Consider the following 13,717-nt stretch of genomic DNA (forward strand, 5'->3'; position numbering starts at 1 on the left):
CTCCGTCGTGACCATCGTCGTCGTCGCCGCCGTCGTCCTCTTCGCCCTGGTCGTCCTCTTCCGAGCGGTCCGCATCATCCCGCAGGCCACCGCCGGGGTCGTGGAGCGCCTCGGCAAGTACCACAAGACCCTGCTGCCGGGCCTCAATCTCGTCGTGCCGTTCATCGACCGGGTCCGCCCGCTGATCGACCTGCGCGAGCAGGTCGTCTCGTTCCCGCCCCAGCCCGTGATCACGGAGGACAACCTCGTCGTCTCCATCGACACGGTCGTCTACTTCCAGGTGACGGACGCCCGGGCGGCGACCTACGAGATCGCCAACTACCTCGGCGCGGTCGAGCAGCTGACCACCACCACGCTCCGCAACGTCGTCGGCGGCCTGAACCTCGAGGAGGCGCTGACCTCCCGCGACAACATCAACGGCCAGCTGCGCATCGTCCTCGACGAGGCCACCGGAAAGTGGGGCATCCGCGTCGGACGCGTGGAGCTCAAGGCCATCGACCCGCCCCTCTCCATCCAGGACTCGATGGAGAAGCAGATGCGCGCCGAGCGCGACCGTCGAGCCGTGATCCTCACCGCCGAGGGCACCAAGCAGTCCCAGATCCTGAACGCCGAGGGTCAGCGCCAGGCCGCGATCCTCGCTGCGGAGGGCCAGGCGAAGGCGGCGGTCCTGCGGGCCGAGGGTGAGGCCAAGGCGATCACCACCGTCTTCCACGCCATCCACGAGGGCCGCCCCGACAGCGAGCTCCTCGCCTACCAGTACCTCCAGACGCTCCCCAAGATCGCCGAGGGCAGCGCGAACAAGCTCTGGGTCATCCCGAGCGAGCTCACCGAGGCGCTGAAGGGCATCGGAGGCGCGCTCGGCCAGCGCGGCCAGTCCGCCCCGGCGGTCCGCCCACAGGACGCGGCACCCCCGTCGGCGCCTGCGGCGTCCGCGCCTGCCGCATCCGGGTCCGCCGGCTCCACTCCTGTCGAGCCCGGATCCGACACGTCCGCCCCCGCGGCGCCCGCGACGACCGACGGAACCCCGGACTCAGCGCCCACTCCCCCGCCGCCGGCCGTCTAGCCGCGGACCCGGTCCGCGATGCGCACCCCTGAGCGACCCCTCGCCCTGAGCGGGCCGACCCCCCGGGTGATCGCGCATCGCGGGTTCGGCCCGCCGGCCGAGTGCAACACGCTCGCCGCCTTCGAACGCGCCCTCGCCGCGGGTGCGGACCTCCTCGAGACGGACGCGCGCGCCTCCCTCGACGGGGTCGCCGTGCTCGTCCACGACGCCGAGGTGATCGACCGCTCCGGCCGCCGCCACGTCGTCGCCGCCACCCGGTGGGAGGAGCTCGCCGACCTCCGACTGGCGGGCGGCGCCCGGCTCGCCTCTCTCGAGCAGGCCCTCGCCGCACTCCCCCGCGCGCGCTTCAACATCGACGTGAAGTCGCGGGACGCGATCGACCCGGTCGTCGCGGCGGTGTCCGGCGCCGCCGCCGCGGAGCGCGTCCTGATCACCTCGTTCTCCGAGATCCGTCGAGCAGCGGCCCTCCGCCGTCTTCCCGGCGCCGCGACCTCGGCGTCGGCGGTCCGCTTCGTCGTCGCCCTGGTCGCCGCCCACCTCGGCGCCGCCCTCCCCGTGCGTCTCGCTCTCCGCGGCATCGACGCGCTCCAGGTGCCCGAGCGCGCGCTCGGCCCCCGCGTCGCCGAGCCGCGGATCCTCGCCCGGCTGCGGGTGACCGGCTGCGAGATCCACCTCTGGACCATCGACGATCCGGAGCGGATGGAGCAGCTCCTCGCGCTCGGGATCGACGGGCTCGTGACCGACCGCACCGACCTCGCCCGAGCGGCCGTCGACGCCTTCCTCAGCGCCCGTCGGCCACGCCCTCAGGAACCGCGGAATACGCCTCCGACCTGAGGATTCTCTGGCAATGGCAGGGACGGGAAGACCACCTCCAGGTACGACGTTGACACTGGGGAAGCACAGCGAGAGGAGACCACACAATGGCAGATCGAAGCTTGCGAGGAATGCGGCTCGGATCCCAGAGCCTGCAGAGCGAAGAAGGCGTCGTCTTCTCCCCGCGATCGACGTACGAGTACCACTGCGCGAACTGCGGCCACGACACCGACATGGTGTTCTCGGCCGATGCGGAAGCGCCGGAGACCTGGGAGTGCCGCTCCTGCGGTCACGAGGCCACTCTGATGGTGGACTCGAAGCCGGTCGTCGTGGACAAGGGCGAGCAGAAGGCTCCGCGCACCCACTGGGACATGCTGCTCGAGCGCCGGACCCGCGCGGAGCTGGAGGAGCTGCTCGAGGAGCGGCTCGCCTATCTGCGCGCCAGGCGCGGCGAGCACAAGATCGGCGCGTAGCGCCGGTCAGCGGGAACGGCGTCGCGGCTCGCGCGTCCTGAGGACGAACGAGACCATGCGGATGAGACCGGCGGCCAGGAAGTACCAGCCGAGGTCTCGCGCCCACACCAGAGCCGGGGTCGTGGTGGAGCTGAGGGGGACCTCGTCCACCATGGCACCCGGCTCGAACCATGTCAGGGAGTCGATCGTCGCGCCGTCCGGCCCGATGATCCCACTCGTCCCGACGGTCGAGATGTTGACCACGCTGCGCCCGGTCTCGATGGCCCGCAGGCGAGCGATGGCGAGCTGCTGGACGCTCTCGTCCGTCCGGCCGAAGTCGGCGTTGTTGGTCTGCCCGAGGATGACCTGGGCTCCCCCGTCGACCATCGCGTTCGTCAGCGCGTCGTCCGAGATGTCGAAGCAGATCGCGATGCCTGCGAGGACGCCGTTCACGTCGAAGACGTTGGGACGGGTGCCGATCGAGTAGTCCCGGCTCACCAGGTCGACCAGGTCCGGAGCGAACATCCGCCAGAACGCGCGGTCCGGCATGTACTCGGCGAACGGGACGGGATGCACCTTGTCGTAGACCTGCGTCGCCCCCTCCCCCGCCTTCCAGAGCAGCGAGCTGTTGTAGAAGACGTCGTCCGAGGGGTTCGTGATCGTGCCCACGACGAACGGCGCGTCCATCGTCCGGCTGAGGTAGTCGAGGACGGCGGCCGACTGGGCGTTCCGGGTCGGATCGATGTCGACGCCGTTCTCGGGCCACACCACCATGTCGACGTCCTGATCGAGGATCGGCAGCGTCGCCGAGGTGTGGTCCTCGAGGATCTGCCCGCGGTAGCTCTGCGAGAACAGGCCCGCATCGGAGTCGCCCTGGACGGCGGCGATCCGGGTCGTGCCCTCCGTCGGTGCCGGCCAGGCGGGGAACACCAGCGCCACGATCGCGAAGCCCGCGAGGGCGCTGACGCGAGAGGAGGCCGGGACGGACATCTCGCGGACGGCCTGCGCGAGCACGGCCGCGAGGAACGCCACCACGAAGCCGAGGCCGGCGAAGCCGATCCACGCCGCGAGACCGGCGAGCGGGCCGAGGGACTGCGAGATCGCTAGGCGGCCCCAGGCGAAGCCGCCGTAGGGCCAGACGCTGGTGATCGACTCGCGCCCGATCCAGAGCGCCGCCAGGAGGGCGGGGAGGCCGACCATCCGGCCTAGCGGTCCCGTCCAGACGCGGTGGCCGCGCGTGGAGACGACCGCCATCAGCCCCGCGGAGAGCGCGAAGAAGATCGCCTGCAGGCCGGCGAGGGCCGCCCACGGGACCGGGCCGAGGTAGAGGGTCAGCCACTCGATGTGGACGCCCCAGAAGACCGCTCCGCCGACGAGGCCGACGAGGCTCCCGCTCCAGAAGCCGCGCCCCGCCAGCGCGAACAGGATCGCCGCGGCGCCCACGATCGCCAGCGGCCAGACGTCGGAGTCGGGGAAGCCGCGGTCGAGCACGGCGCCGCCGAGGGCGGCGAGGGGCAGCGCCACCCACAGCGGAACGGTCCGCCCGTCGGGCGGAGGAGCGATCGGCGTCATGCGACCGTCGAGTACGCGACGATGCCGCGGCGGACCAGGTCGAGGGCGGTCCGGGCCGCGCGGCCGACCTTGCCCTCGGCGACGACGGAGAGCTGATCGAGGAGGTCGATGGTCTGCTTCGCCCAGCGCACGAAGTCGCCGGCGGCCATGTCGGACTCGCGGAGCACCATGTCGAGCGGCATGCCCTTGGCCCACATGTTCATCGACAGCGCCAGGCTCGTCGAGATCGGGTTGCTGCCCGGCAGGCGGTGCTCCCGCTCGACGTCGTCGAGCCGGGCCCACAGAAGCTGGGTCCTCTCCAGCGCCTCGGGGAACGCGCCGCGGGGCAGGAACTGCTCGCCGAGCGTCCCCTCCTCGCGTCGCGGCTCGAAGACCAGGCAGCACGCCATCGCCGCGAGGCCGGCCGGATCGAGCTCCGTCCACGCCTGCTTCCGGAGGCACTCGGCGACGAGCAGGTCCCGCTCCCCGTAGATCCGGCGGAGCGTGCGACCGTTGGGCGTCAGCGAGAGTTCGCCGACCTCGTCCCGGCGGAAGTAGCCGAGCTCGAGCAGCACGTCCGTGATGTGGTCGAAGATGCGGGCGACGGCGCCGGTGCGCGAGCGGATCTGGCGCTCGATCTCGTCGGTCTCGCGGCGCAGCTTCCACCAGCGCTCAGCCCAGCGCGCGTGCTGCTCGCGGTCGGAGCAGGCGTGGCACGGGTGCGCCTTCATCCGACGCCGCAGGCTCGTGAGCTGTCCCTGGCGCTTCTCGCGCTCGGCGTGGGAGGCCGACTCGCCGCGCACCGCGCCCCGGCGCTCGAGGTCGCCGATCTCACGGCGGATCGCCGCGTACTGCTCGAAGTCGCCCAGGTGGCACTGCATCGCCGTGACGTAGCCCGCCATCGACTCCTCCTGCTGGCGGACCCGGCGGGCGAGATCGACGACGGACCGGTCGGCCTGGAACTGCGCGAACGACGACTCGAGGATCTCGCGCGTGCGCACCCGCCCGAACTGCTCGATCAGGTTCGCGGCCATGTTGTAGCTGGGGCGGAAGCTGGAGTTGAGCGGGTAGGTCCGCCGGGAGGCGAGGGACGCGACCGCCTGGGGGTCCATCCCGCCGCGCCACTGGATCACCGAGTGGCCCTCGACGTCGATGCCGCGTCGGCCCGCCCGGCCGGTGAGCTGGGTGTACTCCCCCGGTGTGATCGGGACGCGCGCCTCGCCGTTGAACTTCTCGAGCTTCTCGAGGACGACCGTGCGGGCCGGCATGTTGATGCCGAGCGCGAGCGTCTCGGTCGCGAAGACCACGCGCACGAGCCGGCGCAGGAACAGCTCCTCGACGACCTCCTTGAAGGCGGGGAGCATCCCGGCGTGGTGCGCGGCGACGCCCCGCTGGAGTCCGTCGAGCCACTCCCAGTAGCCGAGCACCGCGAGGTCCTCGTCGCGGATCGTCCGGCACCGCTCCTCGACGATCGCGCGGATCTCGTCGCGCTCGTGGCGCTCGGTGAGGCGCACGCCCGACCGCAGCACCTGGCGCACGGCCTGGTCGCAGCCCGCACGGCTGAAGACGAAGAAGATCGCGGGGAGGAGGTTCTTGCCGCGGAGGATCTCGACGACCTCCGAGCGCAGCACGAGCTCCTCGGTGCGCTGCTCCGGGTAGCGGCCGCGACCGCCTCGGCCGTTGCGGCCGCCCCTGCCGCCGCGCTCGACCCGGGAGCCGCCCTGGGCCATGCGGGCGAGCTCGGGGTTCACCCGGTTCGTCGCCGCCCGACCGGAGGAGTCGAAGAGATCGACCAGCTTGCCGCCCACCAGGACGTGCTGGTCGAGCGGGACGGGCCGCTCCTCGGAGACGATGACCTCGGTCTCGCCCCGGACGGTCTGGAGCCAGTCGCCGAACTCCTCGGCGTTCGACACGGTCGCGCTGAGCGAGACCAGCCGCACGCGCTGCGGGAGGTGGATGATGACCTCCTCCCAGACGGCGCCGCGGAAGCGGTCGGCGAGGTAGTGCACCTCGTCCATCACGACGTAGGCGAGGTCGCGCAGGAGGTCCGAGTCGGCGTACAGCATGTTGCGCAGCACCTCGGTCGTCATCACGACGATGCGGGCGCGCGCGTTGACGTTCGAGTCGCCGGTCAGCAGGCCGACCTCGGAGGCTCCGTAGTCCTCGACGAACTCCTGGAACTTCTGGTTGCTCAGCGCCTTCATCGGCGTCGTGTAGAAGACCTTGGCCGTCGGGTCCTGCATGGCCAGGTGGATCGCGAACTCGGCCACCGCGGTCTTGCCGGCGCCGGTGGGCGCGGCGACGAGGACGCTGTGGCCGTCGTCGAGCGCGCTGCAGGCCTCGTACTGGAAGGGGTCGAGGTCGAACGCGAGGGTCGAGCGGAACGCCTCGACCCTCGCGTGGCCCTGGCGCGTCCGGAACGCGGCGAACCGCTCGGCGGGAGACGGTCCGGTCACGCGGGCAGGTCGGAGGGGCTGCCGTCGAACACCAGCTGGCGCTTGGCGGCGCGCCGGTCGTGCAGGATCGCGATCCCGCAGGCGAGGAAGAACAGGAAGATGATCGGGATGGCCAGGAGGAACATCGAGATCGGGTCGGCCGCGGGGGTCGCGATCGCCGTGAAGAGCACGATCGCCATGATCGCGATGCGCCACGACTTGAGGATCAGCATGCCGGGGAGGACGCCGAGGAAGTTGAGGAGCACCAGGAAGACGGGCAGCACGAAGGCGATGCCGACGACCAGCACGAGCTTGAGAACGAACTCGTAGTAGATCTTGGCGTCGAGGAAGCTCGCCGCGTTGCTGCCGGTGAAGCTCGTCAGGAGCTCCACGATGTGCGGGAACACGAACCAGCCGGCCGCGCAGCCCGCGAAGAACAGCGGGATGGCGGTGAGGATGAAGCCGAGGCCGTACCGCATCTCCTTGCGGGTCAGGCCCGGGACGAGGAACGCCCAGATCTGGTACAGCCAGACCGGGCTTGCCAGGACGATGCCCACCGTGATGGCGATCTGCAGCCGCAGGTCGAAGGCACCGGCGATCGTCGGGAAGTTGAGGATCGCCTCCTTGCCCTGGGTGGAGGCCACCTCGGAGATCGGAGCCTTGAGGGCCTCGAAGACCCACTCCGAGACGAACCACCCCGCGACGCACGCGATGACGATCGCGATCGCGGACTTGAAGAGCCTGTTGCGAAGCTCGACGAGGTGCGCCCCGAGCGACATGCGCCCGTCGGGGTTCTTCGTCCGCTTCGTCCGTGGCTTCTTCGGTGCCACGGACGTCATTACTTGAGCGGGGACTCGGGCGGCGTGGTGGTGCCGGTGCCGGTGGTCGTGCCGGTGGATCCGGCGACGGTGCCGGTGGTCCCCTCGGTCGACTCACGGCGCTCGGTGCCGTCCTCGTCCTTCATGGTCTTGACCTCGCTCTTGAAGATCCGCATCGACTGCCCGACACTGCGGGCCAGCTGCGGGAGCTTGGGCGCACCGAACAGGAGGAGGATCACGGCGAGGATGATGAGGAGGTGCCACCCCTGGAGGCCAGCGAACATTGCAGACTCACTTCACTTGTCGGTTGCGGTGTACGAGGAGCTTACCCTGTTCGACCCGTTCTGACCGGCGGAGATCGATCCTGTCGCGACGTGCGTCACGCCGGCCCTCGTGCGCACGCCTCACGTCGTCGCGATCGGCGAACAGCGACGAGGACGGCCGGGGCGGCAGGTCGTCCGTCATTCCAGGACTCAGTGTCTCGAGTTTCGCGGTGACCTCGGACAGCTGTCCGAGGAGCACCTTCCCCTTGCGCCAGTAGGAGAGGGCGAAGAGGACCAGCATCGCCAGAGCGCCCAGCGCGAGGCCGAGCCAGATCAGGATCCACGACCACCAGGTCACGACGGCTCCCCCACGTTCGCGGCGAGCGCGGAGGCCGCCCAGAGCGCGACCGCGGTGCGCGCCTCGGGGGGTGCCACCACGGTGACGAGACCCGCCAACGACGCCACCAGGCGCGTCAATCCCTCCAGATGGGCGACGCGGAGACGGACGAGGACACCGTGGTCCTCCTCCCCCGGCACGGGATCGGGGAACTCGGCGTCGGCCGCGTAGTCGCCCAGCAGCACGACGGCGCTGGGGGCGACGCGCAGGTCCACGACGAGATCGGAGGCGGAGGCCTCGAAGAGCCGTTCCGAGAGGGTCACCTCGTTGCGGCGCCGGACGATCGGCGTCCCCGTGTCGCGGAGGGAGCGCATCCTGTCGACCCGGAACGTCCTGACGCCCTCGCGGAGGTGGTCCCATCCCCGCAGGTACCAGTCCCGATCGACCGATTCGAGCACGAAGGGGTCGACGAGCCGGGACTCGGTCTCGCCGCGGGCGCTGCGGTAGTCGAAAGCGACCTGCGTCGCCGAGCCCATCGCTGTCCGCAGGAGCGCCACAGCGCTGTCCGCGCCCGTGCCGCGCGAGACCGCGACCGCGCTCGGGGCCGAGGAGGCGCCGCGTGCGAGCTTCCCCATCAGCGAGGCGATCCGGTCGTTGCCCTGGTTCTCGGGCAGCGCTGCGAGGTACTGCATGCCGGCGATGAGGGCGGCGGCCTCCCGCGCCGAGAACCTCGGCGAGTCGTCGATCGCGACCTGGTGGGTGAGGACGACGTGGTCGTTCTCCTCGAAGTCGTCCCAGCCGATGTCGAAGAGGTCGTTCGCCTGGTACTGCGCGGTCTCGCCGGGGATGCCCGAGACGGCGATGAGGCGCACCGCGCGGCGCACCTCCTCCTCCGGGATCTCGAAGTGCGCGGCGACCTCGGCGACGGAGACGCGGCCCCGGTCGAGCAGGTAGGGAACGAGGGAGAGGAGGACGGCCAGGCGGTCGCGCGCCTGCAGGGAGCGGGGTCTAGCCACGGGGATCCCCTCCATGGTCGTCCAGGGTGCGGCGGAGGCGGTCGAGGACGCGGCGGCGGAGCTCCTCCGGCTCGAGCACCCGCACCTCGGGACCGTGACCGGCGAGCTCGTCCGCGAGCACGTCCGGGTCGGTGTAGTGCAGGCGCAGCAGGCCCTGGCCCTCGCCCTCGGCCTCGGCACGCCCGCCGAGACGGAGGGCGGCGTCGGAGTCGGGGGCGACGCGCAGGAGCGCGCTGTTGCGCTGCAGGATCTCGTCGAGCTGGGCGAGAGCGGTCGCCGCGTGGTCCCCCTCCACGAGAGGCGCGGTGCGGCCGGTGGACGCGACCGGCCCGACGATCCGCGACAGGAGGAAGGTCCGCGTGCCCTCGGCGCCCTCGTCCCAGCCGTGGAGGTGCCAGCGCCCCTGGTGGTTCACCAGGGCGCGGGGCTGCACGGTGCGCACGCGCGGCTCCTCGCCGCCGGGCTTCAGATAGGGGAAGCGGACGACCTGGCCGCGGTCGAGCGCAGCGTTGAGCGGCTCGAACGAGGCCTCGCGGACCCGGATCGAGGGGCTGATGCCGATGACGGGGTCGACGGACTCGACCCCGATCGAGCGCAGCTTGATCAGCGCGCGCCGCGACTCCGCCGAGAGCGTCCCCTCGCACCAGACCGCCCCGGCCAGGCGGAGCAGCGCGAGCTCCTCCGGGTCGAAGGTCAGGTCGGCCGGGAGGTCGTAGCTGCGCTTCGCGATGCGGTACCGGACGGTCTGGGTGTTGCCCGGGTCGCCCGGGGCGTCGACCGTCTCGATCGGGATGCCCAGCTCGCGCAGGTCGTCCTTGTCGCGCTCGAACTGGCGCTCGAGCGAGGTCCGGTCGCCCCGGCCCACCCGCTGCCGGTAGCCCTGCACCGTGGAGAGGACGTCGGCCTTCGTCAGTCCGTTCTCGGCCGCGACGAGCGCGAGCACGAGGTTGAACAGACGCTCCTCGGCCGGGACGCGGCTCGAGGACGGGGCGTCGGAAGGCACGCCCTCCAGTCTAGGGCCGGGCCCGGTCAGACCTTTCCGAGGATGTCGGCGACGAAGATCAGCGTCGCGCCGCCGGGGATCCCGCCCTGAGGGGAGCCCTGGTCGCCGTAGCCCTGGTCCGGCGGGATGACCGCGATGACCTGGGATCCGACGGGCTGGCCGATGAGGGCGTCGGCGAATCCGGCGATGACTCCGCCCTGGGTGGTCGAGCCGTCGGCGGCCGTGAAGACGGCGGGAGCGCCCTTCTCCCAGCTGGAGTCGAACACCTTCCCGTCGCTCCACTGCCAGCCTGTGTAGGCCACGACGACCTGGTCGCCCTCGGCGACGACGTCGCCGTCGCCCTTCTTGAGCTGGGCGATGCGGAGGTCGGTCGGCGCGTCACCGGAGGGCTTCGCGAGCCCCGGGCGTCCGTCGTCGCCGAGCGTCACCGTCGGGAAGCCGTCGGGCGCGGGCTGGGCGGCGCCGTTCGCGCGGGCCAGCGAGGCCTCACGGACGTCCGCGACGAGCACGAGCGTGTCGTCCTCCGAGATGCCGAGCTGCGACGAGGACTGGCCGAAGCCGTCCTCGGGGGCGATCGCGATGGCGACGCGCGAGCCGACCTGCGTGCAGAGGAGGCCCTCGTTCAGGCCGACGAGCCCGGCTCCGCCGACGCCGAAGCGGGCGGTGCTCGACCCGTCGTAGGGCGAGGTCTCGAGGACCGTGCCGTCCGCTCCGTTGACCAGGGTGTAGTCGATGGTGACGAGCTGGCCCTTCTCGAGCGGTGCGCCCGAGCCCTCGATGAGGGTGCTGACCTGCGTGCCGTCCGCCTTCAGCGGCGTCGGGACGCTGACGTCCGGCTTCGCTCCGAAGTCGCCCGTGGCGCTGACCGCCGCCGAGGAGTCGCCGGAGGAGAACGGAGCGTCGCAGTCCGCCTGCGAGGAGGACGCGGTGCATCCGGTGAGAGCGGCGACGATGCCGATGCCGGCGATGAGCGCGGTGGTCCTGCGCACGGGTCCTCGATTCGAGTGAAGGGGAGCGGTGACGCCCGGGGTGGAGACGGCCCGGAGGCCGGGAACAGCTTAGAGGATGCCCTCGTCGTCGGGCTCCGCGGTCTCCTCGCCGAACCCGCGGGCCCGGGAGAGCTCGGCGCTGGTGGCGGACTCGCGGACCCGCTTGCGCAGGCTCTTGGGGCTCACGGCGCGCTCGCCGAGCGCGCCGGGGGTCCAGGCCTCCACGTCCTCGTCGCTGAAGTCCGTCTTCGACGGGCGACGCTTGAGCTCGGGGAGCACGGTGTCCGGAGCGAGCCGGCGAGCGGTGATGAGGAAGCCGGTGTGGCCGATCATCCGGTGGTCCGGCCGGACCGCGAGGCCCTCGACGTGCCAGCCGCGGACCATGGTCTCGTTCGACGACGGGTTCGTGAACAGGCCCGAGGCGCGGATCGCCTCCGCCGTCCGCGAGAGCTGCGTGACGGTGGCCACGTAGCAGAGGAGGACTCCCCCGGGCGTGAGAGCCTCGGCGGCGACGTCGAGGCACTCCCAGGGCGCGAGCATGTCGAGCACGACGCGGTCGGCCTCGCCGGACGGGACCGTGCCGGGCAGCGCCTCGACGAGGTCGCCGACGGTGACGCTCCAGTTGTCGGGCGTGTAGCCGAGGAAGGTCTCGATGTTCGCCCGTGCGACATCCGCGAACTCCTCGCGCCGCTCGAACGACGACAGCCGGCCGGTCGGACCCACCGCCCGCAGCAGCCAGAGCGAGAGCGCGCCGGAGCCGACACCGGCCTCGACCACGCGGGCGCCGGGGAAGACGTCGGCGAGGGCGAGGATCTGGGCCGCGTCCTTCGGGTACACGATCGCCGCGCCGCGGGGCATCGACATCACGAAGTCGGCGAGGAGAGGGCGCAGCGCGAGGTGCTCGACGCCGACGGTGTTGGTCACCACCGAGCCGTCGGGCAGCCCGATCACCGTGTCGTGCTCGATGCCGCCCCGGTGCGTGTGGAACACCTTGCCGGGAACGAGCGTGATGGTGTTCATCCGCCCCTTGGGTCCCGTCAGCTGGACGCGGTCTCCCGCGCGGAAGGGTCCGGAATGCTGCAGTGCCTCACCGGTCATCGGCGGGCCTCCGTCTCGGTCGTGGCCGGGCCGGAGCCGCGGTGCTCGGAGGACACCGTCGCGAGGTCCGCGACGGTGCGGCCCGCGAGAGTGGGCCAGAGGGCGTAGGGGCCGGCGGGGTCGAGCTCCAGCTGGTGCGGGACGCCGATCGACGCGGCTCCGGAGGCGACGGCCGCGCCGAGGCCCGTGAGGGAGTCCTCGATCGCGACGCAGGCGGCGATGTCGACACCGAGGGTGCTCGCGGCGAGGAGGTACGCCTCGGGGTGAGGCTTGCTGCGCTCGACCATGTCGCCGCTGACGACGGCGGCGAAGGCGGGGAACGGGATCCGGTCCACGACGGCCGCGGCCATCCGCGAGATCGACATCGTGACCAGCGCCTGCGGCACTCCCGCCTCGGACACCGCGTGCAGCAGCTCGAGCGCGCCCGGTCGCCACGGGATGCTCACGGCCAGCTGGTCGACGACCTCGTCGGTCATCCGGTCGATGATCGCGTCGACGGAGAGGTCGACGCCCTTGCCCTGCAGGATGCGGGCGGCGGCGGGCAGGCCCGAGCCGACGAGTCCCATCGCGTCCTCGTGGGTCCACACTCCGCCGAAGGAGGAGACGAGCGCGTGCTCCGACGCCATCCAGTACGGCTCGGTGTCGACGAGCGTCCCGTCCATGTCCCAGAGGACGGCGGCGGGGGCGGACGCTCCTCCGAGCGGCTCGGAGGACAGCGGCCGGGCGGAGGTCTCGGGAGTCACGAGCGACCATGGTACCGGCAGGGCCGCGCCCCTCCCCGGCCGCGGGCCGAGAGCGAACAGCGCGGCCGATCCCGCCGGACGGGACGGGCGCGGCCGGGGGCGGTCCTATCCTGGACGGAGGGACAGGCGCGGTGTGCGCTCCCCGCACATCGAGCCGAACGCGGAGATCCTGCCTATGAACGTGATCACGGGGAACGTCCTGGTCGTGGCCTTCGAGGGCTGGAACGACGCCGGGGACGCCGCCAGCGGCGCGCTGCGGCTGGTCAAGGACGCCGGGGAGTACGTGCCCCTCTTCGCCGTCGACGCCGAGCAGTACTACGACTTCCAGTACACCCGCCCCATGCTCTCGATCGGCGAGGACGGCCGCCGCAGCCTCGCCTGGCCCGGCACCCAGATCTTCGGCCCGGCCGACACCTCGGTCGACGCCGAGAGCGCGCTGTACCTCATGATCGGCACCGAGCCCTCGCGCAGCTGGAAGAGCTTCGCCGCCGAGGTCGTCGACGCCATGCTCGCGATCGACATCTCCGCCGTCGTCTTCCTCGGCGCGATGCTCGCCGACGTCCCGCACACCCGGCCGATCTCGATCTTCGCCTCGAGCGAGAACGCGGAGCTGCGGAGCTCCTTCGAGCTCGAGCGCTCCAGCTACGAGGGGCCGGTCGGCATCCTCAGCGTGATCGGCGAGGCCGCGCAGAAGGTCGGCATCCCCGCCGTCTCGATCTGGGCCTCCGTCCCGCACTACGTGCACAACGCGCCCTCGCCCAAGGCGATGCTGGCGCTGCTCGAGAAGCTCGAGGAGGTCGTCGGCCTGGCGATCCCCCGCGGCGACCTCGTCGAGGAGGCGGAGGAGTGGGAGCGCGGCATCGACGCCCTCGCCGCCGAGGACGAGGAGATGGCGTCCTACATCGCCCAGCTCGAGCAGGCGCGCGACACCGTCGACTCGCCCGAGGCGAGCGGCGAGGCGATCGCCCAGGAGTTCGAGCGCTACCTGCGCCGCCGCGGCGACGGCCGCTCCGGCGAGGAGCCCTGGCGGCCGTAGCATCCGCCGGCGCCCGCTCGTCCGAGACGGTCGTCGATCACGGGACCGCTGCCGGCCGATGCCCCTCCCGGCCGCCCTGACGGGACTCGAGCCATTCGGG

14 protein-coding genes are annotated in these 13,717 nt (G+C 71.8%); 4 read left to right on the forward strand and 10 right to left on the reverse strand.

Annotated elements, in window-relative coordinates:
• Positions 1 to 7: 7 nt before the first annotated feature.
• The 3 genes from C5C29_RS08425 to C5C29_RS08435 all read left to right on the forward strand — a co-directional run bounded on the left by C5C29_RS08425 (position 8) and on the right by C5C29_RS08435 (position 2,349).
• The gene (locus C5C29_RS08425; RefSeq protein WP_374953249.1) at positions 8 to 1,063 is read left to right on the forward strand and encodes an SPFH domain-containing protein; all 1,056 of its coding nucleotides are present in this window, start codon (positions 8 to 10) and stop codon (positions 1,061 to 1,063) included.
• An 18-nt stretch (positions 1,064 to 1,081) separates the two neighbouring features.
• Positions 1,082 to 1,897: a glycerophosphodiester phosphodiesterase family protein gene (locus C5C29_RS08430; protein WP_104308241.1), complete on the forward strand. Its 816-nt coding sequence runs from the start codon at positions 1,082 to 1,084 to the stop codon at positions 1,895 to 1,897.
• Positions 1,898 to 1,983: 86 nt separating this feature from the next.
• On the forward strand, positions 1,984 to 2,349 hold the full coding sequence (locus C5C29_RS08435; RefSeq protein ID WP_068207052.1) for an RNA polymerase-binding protein RbpA: 366 nt from the start codon (positions 1,984 to 1,986) through the stop codon (positions 2,347 to 2,349).
• Positions 2,350 to 2,355: 6 nt separating this feature from the next.
• Here C5C29_RS08435 and lnt read toward each other — a convergent pair whose 3' ends face one another.
• From lnt to C5C29_RS08485, 10 genes are all read right to left on the reverse strand, one after another.
• Complete coding sequence (gene lnt / locus C5C29_RS08440; protein WP_104308242.1) at positions 2,356 to 3,900, reverse strand: apolipoprotein N-acyltransferase; 1,545 nt, start codon at positions 3,898 to 3,900, stop codon at positions 2,356 to 2,358.
• Positions 3,897 to 6,335, reverse strand: coding sequence for an RNA helicase (locus C5C29_RS08445; RefSeq protein WP_104222026.1), 2,439 nt, complete (start codon positions 6,333 to 6,335; stop codon positions 3,897 to 3,899). The genes lnt and C5C29_RS08445 overlap by 4 nt, the downstream gene beginning before the upstream one ends.
• Positions 6,332 to 7,093, reverse strand: a complete 762-nt coding sequence (gene tatC, locus C5C29_RS08450) for a twin-arginine translocase subunit TatC (protein ID WP_104222024.1) — start codon at positions 7,091 to 7,093, stop codon at positions 6,332 to 6,334. Before tatC ends, C5C29_RS08445 begins: the two co-directional genes overlap by 4 nt.
• A gap of 59 nt (positions 7,094 to 7,152) precedes the next feature.
• Positions 7,153 to 7,416, reverse strand: a complete 264-nt coding sequence (tatA, locus tag C5C29_RS08455; protein ID WP_104222022.1) for a Sec-independent protein translocase subunit TatA — start codon at positions 7,414 to 7,416, stop codon at positions 7,153 to 7,155.
• Positions 7,417 to 7,423: 7 nt separating this feature from the next.
• Complete coding sequence (locus C5C29_RS08460; protein WP_104222020.1) at positions 7,424 to 7,753, reverse strand: hypothetical protein; 330 nt, start codon at positions 7,751 to 7,753, stop codon at positions 7,424 to 7,426.
• On the reverse strand, positions 7,750 to 8,748 hold the full coding sequence (locus C5C29_RS08465) for a YafY family protein (protein WP_258062133.1): 999 nt from the start codon (positions 8,746 to 8,748) through the stop codon (positions 7,750 to 7,752). The genes C5C29_RS08460 and C5C29_RS08465 overlap by 4 nt, the downstream gene beginning before the upstream one ends.
• The gene (locus C5C29_RS08470) at positions 8,741 to 9,751 is read right to left on the reverse strand and encodes a YafY family protein (protein WP_104308243.1); all 1,011 of its coding nucleotides are present in this window, start codon (positions 9,749 to 9,751) and stop codon (positions 8,741 to 8,743) included. Before C5C29_RS08470 ends, C5C29_RS08465 begins: the two co-directional genes overlap by 8 nt.
• 26 nt (positions 9,752 to 9,777) lie before the next feature.
• Positions 9,778 to 10,740 carry an FKBP-type peptidyl-prolyl cis-trans isomerase gene (locus C5C29_RS08475; RefSeq protein WP_104222014.1) on the reverse strand — a complete coding sequence of 321 codons (963 nt, stop codon included), beginning with the start codon at positions 10,738 to 10,740 and terminating at the stop codon, positions 9,778 to 9,780.
• A 69-nt stretch (positions 10,741 to 10,809) separates the two neighbouring features.
• Complete coding sequence (locus C5C29_RS08480) at positions 10,810 to 11,838, reverse strand: tRNA (adenine-N1)-methyltransferase (RefSeq protein ID WP_104222012.1); 1,029 nt, start codon at positions 11,836 to 11,838, stop codon at positions 10,810 to 10,812.
• On the reverse strand, positions 11,835 to 12,581 hold the full coding sequence (locus C5C29_RS08485; RefSeq protein WP_258062132.1) for an HAD family phosphatase: 747 nt from the start codon (positions 12,579 to 12,581) through the stop codon (positions 11,835 to 11,837). The genes C5C29_RS08480 and C5C29_RS08485 overlap by 4 nt, the downstream gene beginning before the upstream one ends.
• Before the next feature lie 175 nt (positions 12,582 to 12,756).
• On the opposite strand from C5C29_RS08485, the gene C5C29_RS08490 reads away from it, so the two are divergent.
• On the forward strand, positions 12,757 to 13,617 hold the full coding sequence (locus C5C29_RS08490) for a proteasome assembly chaperone family protein (RefSeq protein ID WP_104222142.1): 861 nt from the start codon (positions 12,757 to 12,759) through the stop codon (positions 13,615 to 13,617).
• The last annotated feature ends 100 nt before the right edge of the window (positions 13,618 to 13,717 follow it).

The organism is Rathayibacter sp. AY1H2, assembly GCF_002931985.1.
GTDB lineage: Bacteria > Actinomycetota > Actinomycetes > Actinomycetales > Microbacteriaceae > Rathayibacter.

Excerpts from the sequence above, each read along its gene's own strand:
- C5C29_RS08430 (WP_104308241.1), top strand. The coding sequence starts at position 1,082 with ATGCGCACCCCTGAGCGACCCCTCGCCCTGAGCGGGCCGACCCCCCGG.
- C5C29_RS08435 (WP_068207052.1), top strand. The coding sequence starts at position 1,984 with ATGGCAGATCGAAGCTTGCGAGGAATGCGGCTCGGATCCCAGAGCCTG.
- lnt (WP_104308242.1), bottom strand. The coding sequence starts at position 3,900 with ATGACGCCGATCGCTCCTCCGCCCGACGGGCGGACCGTTCCGCTGTGG.
- tatC (WP_104222024.1), bottom strand. The coding sequence starts at position 7,093 with ATGTCGCTCGGGGCGCACCTCGTCGAGCTTCGCAACAGGCTCTTCAAG.
- tatA (WP_104222022.1), bottom strand. The coding sequence starts at position 7,416 with ATGTTCGCTGGCCTCCAGGGGTGGCACCTCCTCATCATCCTCGCCGTG.
- C5C29_RS08480 (WP_104222012.1), bottom strand. The coding sequence starts at position 11,838 with ATGACCGGTGAGGCACTGCAGCATTCCGGACCCTTCCGCGCGGGAGAC.
- C5C29_RS08490 (WP_104222142.1), top strand. The coding sequence starts at position 12,757 with ATGAACGTGATCACGGGGAACGTCCTGGTCGTGGCCTTCGAGGGCTGG.